This is a genomic window from Methylobacterium sp. J-088, from assembly GCF_022829295.1.
GTDB lineage: Bacteria > Pseudomonadota > Alphaproteobacteria > Rhizobiales > Beijerinckiaceae > Methylobacterium.
Map to the genome: position 1 here is coordinate 1 of NZ_JAKSYH010000254.1, position 6,219 is coordinate 6,219.

General features: G+C 63.3%; 4 protein-coding genes and 2 pseudogenes. 3 read left to right on the top strand and 3 right to left on the bottom strand.

The genetic code is table 11. The features are described from left to right. Nucleotides 1-13: 13 nt before the first annotated feature. A pseudogene (locus MKK63_RS27775) lies at nt 14-262 on the bottom strand (integrase core domain-containing protein); the annotation flags it as partial. 18 nt (nt 263-280) lie between these two features. Here MKK63_RS27775 and MKK63_RS27780 point away from each other — a divergent pair. Together MKK63_RS27780 and MKK63_RS27785 are read left to right on the top strand one after the other, a co-directional pair. Then, nucleotides 281-640, top strand: a pseudogene (locus MKK63_RS27780) (integrase core domain-containing protein); the annotation flags it as partial. 20 nt (nt 641-660) lie between these two features. Then, nucleotides 661-1,212 carry an EAL domain-containing protein gene (locus MKK63_RS27785; protein WP_244007230.1) on the top strand — a complete coding sequence of 184 codons (552 nt, stop codon included), beginning with the start codon at nt 661-663 and terminating at the stop codon, nt 1,210-1,212. A gap of 80 nt (nt 1,213-1,292) precedes the next feature. On the opposite strand, the gene MKK63_RS27790 is transcribed toward MKK63_RS27785, so the two are convergent. Further along, nucleotides 1,293-4,436, bottom strand: coding sequence for an ATP-binding protein (locus MKK63_RS27790; protein ID WP_244007232.1), 3,144 nt, complete (start codon nt 4,434-4,436; stop codon nt 1,293-1,295). Between the two features lie 341 nt (nt 4,437-4,777). Between MKK63_RS27790 and MKK63_RS27795 the strand changes: the two genes are divergently transcribed. Then, complete coding sequence (locus tag MKK63_RS27795; protein WP_244007234.1) at nt 4,778-5,164, top strand: PleD family two-component system response regulator; 387 nt, start codon at nt 4,778-4,780, stop codon at nt 5,162-5,164. A 169-nt stretch (nt 5,165-5,333) separates the two neighbouring features. Here the strand turns inward: MKK63_RS27795 and MKK63_RS27800 are convergent. After that, on the bottom strand, nt 5,334-6,219 hold an 886-nt coding region (locus tag MKK63_RS27800; RefSeq protein ID WP_244007236.1), incomplete at its 5' end, for an IS3 family transposase.

The following is a 6,219-nucleotide window of genomic DNA, read 5'->3' on the forward strand; positions in this document are numbered from 1 at the left end:
TCCAAGGGTAAAGTTAGTGCACGGTGGGCCGCTCCGCCGCGAGTAGCTTGGCCGGCGGAGCTGGTCGGGCGAGCGCAGCCGGCCAAGCGGAGAAGGCTGGCACGAACACCTCCGGGGCCGGCGGCCGGTATCCCAATGAGGCATGCGGGCGCACGCCGTTGTAGTGACGTCGCCCGCTTTCGATGACGACCTGCGCTTCCCTGAGTTTGTTGAAGATCTCGCCGTTCAGGAGTTCGTGGCGAAGCGGTGCGTTGAAGCTTTCGACTCAGCCCTTCTCGGTTCGGATAAAGGCCGCGGGTTCGATGGCAAGGCCGTCCACGATTGGATACCCGGCGTCGGACCGAAGAAGGCCTACATCACGCGAGGCTCACCGTAGGAGAACGGCTACGGCGAAAGCTTCAACGCACGGCTTCGCGACGAACTCCTGAACGGCGAGATCTTCTACACACTCGGGGAAGCGCAGGTCGTCATCGAAAGCTGGCGACGTCACTACAACGGCGTGCGCCCGCATGCCTCTTTGGGATACCGGCCGCCGGCCCCGGAGGTGTTCGTGCCCGCCTTCTCCGCTTGGCCGGCTGCGCTCGCCCGACCAGCTCCGCCGGCCAAGCTACTCGCGGCGGAGCGGCCCACCGTGCACTAACTTTACCCTTGGACCACCTCGTGGGGGCCGATCACGACGCAGCCCGCTGGCCCGCCGAGTTACAGATCGCGGTCAACATCTCGGCGGTTCAGTTCCGGCAGGCGCGCTTCGTCGAGGTCGTGATGCACGCCCTCGCGGAGACCGGCCTCGCCCCGGAACGCCTCGAGCTCGAGATCACCGAAACCGTGCTGATGACGAGCCTCCCGCAGGTCATCGAAGCGCTGCATCTATTGCGCCGACTCGGCGTCCGGATCTCGCTGGACGATTTCGGAACGGGCTATTCCAGCCTCTCGTATCTCCGGACCTTCCCCTTCGATAAACTGAAGATCGATCAAACTTTCGTGCAAGACCTCGCGGATCCGGCCACCGTCTCGATCCTCCAGGCGATCACCGCGCTGGGCCTAGGCCTCGGCATGAGCGTCACCGCCGAAGGTGTCGAGACGGAGGAGCAGCGCGCGACCGTTTGCGAGTTCGGCTGCAGCGACCTCCAGGGTTATCTCTTCGGGGCGCCCCTTCCGAAGCATGATTTCGAGGCGAAGCACCTATCTGGCCGGGTCGGGTCGGAGGGCTGACCCGCACCGCGGGCCGGCACCCCTGCCGCGGGCTCAGGTGGGTCCGTATACGGCCTCAATTTTGATCGCGGCGAATTCGGTCAGACGGCGATCTTGAGGGGCTCCGCAGGGCACTCGGGGGGACGGGCATCCAGGACGGCCCGGCATCCGGCAATCGCACGCGCGGCCTCGATGCAGCAGTGCCGCATCGCCTCCGCGATGGCCGCGCCGGCCCGATGATCCCGCTCGGCCGCTTGGCAGGCGTAGGACAGAGCGGTGAAGCCGAGCATGCCCGCCTGTGAGACCAGAGTATGGTTGGCGGCCATCAGACTTTCCGTGACCGCGACGTCGCCTGCGTCGGGATAGGTCTCGGCAATCCGCTGCTGAAGCTCGTCGATCCAGACGAGGACCTGCGGACGACCCGCGAGTTCGATGAGATCATCGAGGATCGCTGCGTCCGGTGCGGCACCCGGGGTGCCCGGTGATACCTCGGCTTGGACAGGCCCGGTCTCAATCCCGCGCCGGCAGCACCGTTCGATGGTCTCTAGGAGATCGGCGCGGCGGAAGGGCTTACCGATATGGCCGTCCATCCCCGCCGCCTTCAGGGCCTTGACTTGGTCCGACAGCACGTTCGCCGTGAGGGCGATGATCGGGATCGCGGAACGCGGCCGGGGCAAGGCACGGATCTCGGCGGTGGCCGTCAGCCCGTCCATGATGGGCATCTGCACGTCCATGAGGACGGCGTCGAACGCGCCGGTCTGCACCGCCCTGACCGCGGAAGCCCCGTCGCCGACAATTTCTACGCTGTGGCCCGCGGATTCTAGGATGATGCGGACGATCTCCTGATTGGCGGGCAGGTCCTCGGCCAGAAGGAGGGACCGGGGCCGAGTCGGGGCGTGCATCGCCGGCTCGGGACCGGCGACTTCCGCCGCATCGGCGATGTCGAGGCAGAGGGTGAACGAGAAGGTCGAGCCCTTCGAGGGCTCGCTCGACACGACGATCTCACTGCCCATGAGATTGGCGAGGCGCTGCGAGATCGCGAGGCCGAGGCCGGTTCCCCCGAACTCCCGGCGGATCGACCCGTCGACTTGGCTGAAGCGCTTGAACAGCCTAACAATCTTCTCCTGAGAGATGCCGATCCCAGTATCGGTCACCGAAATCAGGATCCGCTCGCTCGTCTCGGTCCGGTCGAGAAAGACCACGCTCAGGGTTATCGAACCCTCTTGGGTGAACTTGACCGCGTTGTTGATCAGGTTGAGGAAGATCTGCTGCAAACGATCCTCGTCGCCCATGTGGCAGGGCGACAATCGCGGATCGATCTCGACGCCGACGGCGAGCCCCTTCTCCTCGGCGAGGGTGGCGACGATCATGCGGACGTTGTCGGCGAGTCCCCGAATCAGGAAGGGGCGCGGCTCGATCTCGATGGCGCCGGACTCGATCTTGGAGAAATCCAGGACATCGTTGACGACCGTGAGCAGGGCGTTTCCGGAACTTTGGATCATCCGGATCTGGTGGGCGAGATCGGGCGCGAGATCGTTGCGCTGGAGGATGATGCCGGTGAAACCGATCACGGCGTTGAGCGGCGTCCGGATCTCGTGGCTCATCGAGGCGAGGAACGCACTCTTCGCCTCGCTGGCGGCCTTCGCCTTGTCGGTCAGCCGAAGCGCCTCGGCGGTCGCCGCGCGCTCCGCCACCCTTCGCTCATGTTCGATCGTCCGATCCCGGACGATGTAGAGGACCCGCTCGAGTTGGTTGTAGCCATCGTGCATGAAGCTCACGAGAACGCTGAGCCACTGCCCTTTGCCGGCCTTCGACGCACAGAAAAGCTCGATCTCGACAACGGGCGTGTCGCAGGCCTGAAGCATCGCGGCGTGGAGATCCTCGACGCTCATGCGGGGAAATAGCGAGAACAGGCGACGGCCGATCAGGTCTGTCGGCCCGGGCGCGTTGTGTATCCAGTGGGCGCTCCGGCTCGCGAACTCGACCCGTCCCTCCGGGTTGCAGACGAGGATGACGTCCGGGCTGTTCTCCATGATCTTCTGCGTAAGGACAGAGGCGTCGCGAAGGGCGGCGGTGCGCTCCTCCACCCGCTGCTCCAGGGCCCGGTTGCTCGCCTCGAGGGCTCGGTCCCGCGCCATCAATTCGGAGATCAGACGTGCGAGCGACGAGCTGAGTGCGTCGGCTTCGCGGTAGCCTCCGGATGGAACGTCGGTGCTCCAAGCCCCGTGGCGATGGCGTTGAGCGAAAGCCACCAGAGCGAGGAGCGGGCGCACCGTCCTGCGGGCGATGAGCAGTCCTAGAATTCCGAACGGGACGGAGAGGGCAACGCCCCAGAGCAGGATGGCTTGGCTTACATCCGCCACCGGCGCGAGCGCCGTGCTAGTGGGCTGACGGATCACCACAATCCAGTTCATGCCCGGATAATCCGCCGATGCCATGGACCGGCTCGCCGCGATGAGGAAGGGTCGTTCGTCCCAGAAGGCGATGGCCGGGGCGGCGCCCGTCCGTGTCTCCGCGGCCCGGCCGATTGCGTCCACGATCCCGGGCGGGAGCTTCCGGCCCACGATATCCGCCGGCCCGAGCAACACCTCGCCGTCCTTGCGCAGGATGAGGCCTTCGATGCCAGTCTGGCGCCCCTGCAACCGGCCCAGCATTGAGCTCTCGATCTGGCGCACCCAGCGCCAGCTCAGATGCCCGCCGAGGACACCGATGAGCCGCCCCTCGTCATCGCGGACGGCGGCCGACACGTCGACGAAGCGCATCGGCTCCCCGCCCGGCAACGGCGGGAGCGCCTGGGCCAGAAGCACGGCCTCGTGCACGTCTCCGGCATAAGGCTTCTGGAGCGCCTCGCGGAACCAAGGCCGTTGCGACACGCCCTTCCCCTGGAGCACCCCGTCCGAACTCGCGACGACCTTGCCGTCCGCATCGGCGAGCCCGAGCCAGGCGTACTCCTGGTGATCTGCGCGGACCGTATCGATCCACCGACGCCAAGTCGCGGGCGTCGCTGAGACGCTCTGCCCCATCGTTGCGAGAGAGCGCACGAGCACCAAGTTGTCGCGCATGACCGTATCGAGCCGGTCGCGCAGATTGTCTGCATAGTTCGTCAGCTCGTGCCCGATCTCGTCGCGAAGCTGCGAGGTCGCGATTCGCTCTGCCATCAGGCTGACGCTGAACGTCAAGACCAGGGCGAGCACGCCGTAGGCGGAGGCCAGCAGCAGCTGCAAGCTGATGGAGCGTTGTCGCAAGGGAACCACCTGGAGTCAGATCGCGCGCAATCAGATCCGTAAAACCTTAGCTTTGTGCTACAGTTTGAGCGTTCTTGGGACCTTGGGACCGCCGGTCAAACAAATTACGTGCGTCAAGACCAGACCTTATGCTTCGATGTCATTTTGCTCGCCGATAAAGATTTTACTGCATAATGGAAGTTATACAAATATCCGAGGCGCTTGTGCACAATTGGCACAGATGCCGCGAGCAGCGACAAAGGCATATCGATTTAACGAAAAATAGAGAACCGCCATGCAATTTTGATGAGATAATAACGTGATGGTGCGCGCCTCCGCGGCGGATTTTGAAGAGAAGTCGAATGTCCAGTGCTCCTCTGATCGTTGTAGCTGACGACGACAACATTACGCGCTCCATAATAAATCTTAAGTTGAAGAGCCGCGGCTACAACGTCATTATCGTCTCTGACGGAACCGAGGCGCTTCGGGTCATTCAGGAGGACTCGCCCGACCTCGCCGTGCTCGATGCAATGATGCCGGGTATCGACGGATTTGAACTGTTGCGGCGCATCAAATCAAAGCCCGAAACGGCGGCCACCGTGGTCGTGATGTTGACGTCTCGCAAATTGGAACAGGATATCGTCGGCGCCTTGAACGCTGGTGCAAGTGATTACCTTGTTAAGCCTTTCATTCCTGAGGAACTCGCTGCACGAATCGCTCGTTTGGTGCCCCTCAACAGCGCTCGATGAGAGTGTAGAATTCGGACGTTCAAAATTAGCTGATCGGATTGCTTAACAACCTTATCTTACCAGCGTCTATCCCAGAACCACTGTATCGACCGAAGTATAGAACGCCTTGCATCGGAATTAAAACTTTTGCCGATTTGATCGGCCCCCACAGGGTGGTCCAAGGTTAAAGTTAGTGCGCGGTAGGCCGCTCCACCACGGGTAGCTTGGCCGGCGGAGCTGGTCGGGCGAGCGCAGCCGGCCAAGCGGTGAAGGCTGGCATGAACACTTCTGGTGCCGGCGGCCGGTATCCCAGTGAGGCGTGCGGGCGTACGGTGTTGTAGTGACGTCTCCAGCTTTCGATGACGACCTGTGCTTCCCTGAGTGTGTAGAAGATCTCGCCGTTGAGGAGTTCGTCGCGAAGCCGTGGGTTGAAGCTCTCGACGTAGCCATTCTCCCATGGTGAGCCAGGCGTAATGTAGGCCGTCTTTGCTCCGACGCCGGTAATCCAGCCCTGGACGGCCTTCGCAACGAACTCCGGCCCGTTATCCGATCGAATATGGCCCGGTACGCCCCGCAGGATGAACAGGTCCGAGAGCACATCGATGACGTCGATCGCTTTGAGTTTGCGAGCGACACGGATCGCCAGGCATTCGTGCGTGAACTCGTCGACGACGTTAAGCATCCGGAACTTGCGCCCGTCATGCGTGCGCGCCTCGACGAAGTCATACGACCAGACGTGATTGCGGTGTTCCGGGCGAAGACGAATGCAGGAGCCGTCGTTGTGCCAGATCCGCCCTCGCTTGGGCTGCTTGGCTGGGACCTTCAGGCCCTCACGCCGCCAGATCCGCTCGACGCGCTTGTCGTTGACGAACCATCCGGCCGCCTTCAGCAACGCGCTGATCTTGCGGTAGCCATAGCGCCCGTACGTCTCGGCTAACGCCACGAGATCGGCCGTCAGCGCCTCTTCGTCGTCGCGGCCCCGCGGCACCTTGCGCTGTGTCGAGCGATGCTGACCGAGTGCCCGACAGGCACCACGCTCGGAGACGTTCATCGTCAGCATGATGTGTTCGACACAG

What these genes read in the sequence shown, in the direction of transcription:
- MKK63_RS27795 (WP_244007234.1), top strand. Translation starts at nt 4,778, where the DNA reads ATGTCCAGTGCTCCTCTGATCGTTGTAGCTGACGACGACAACATTACG.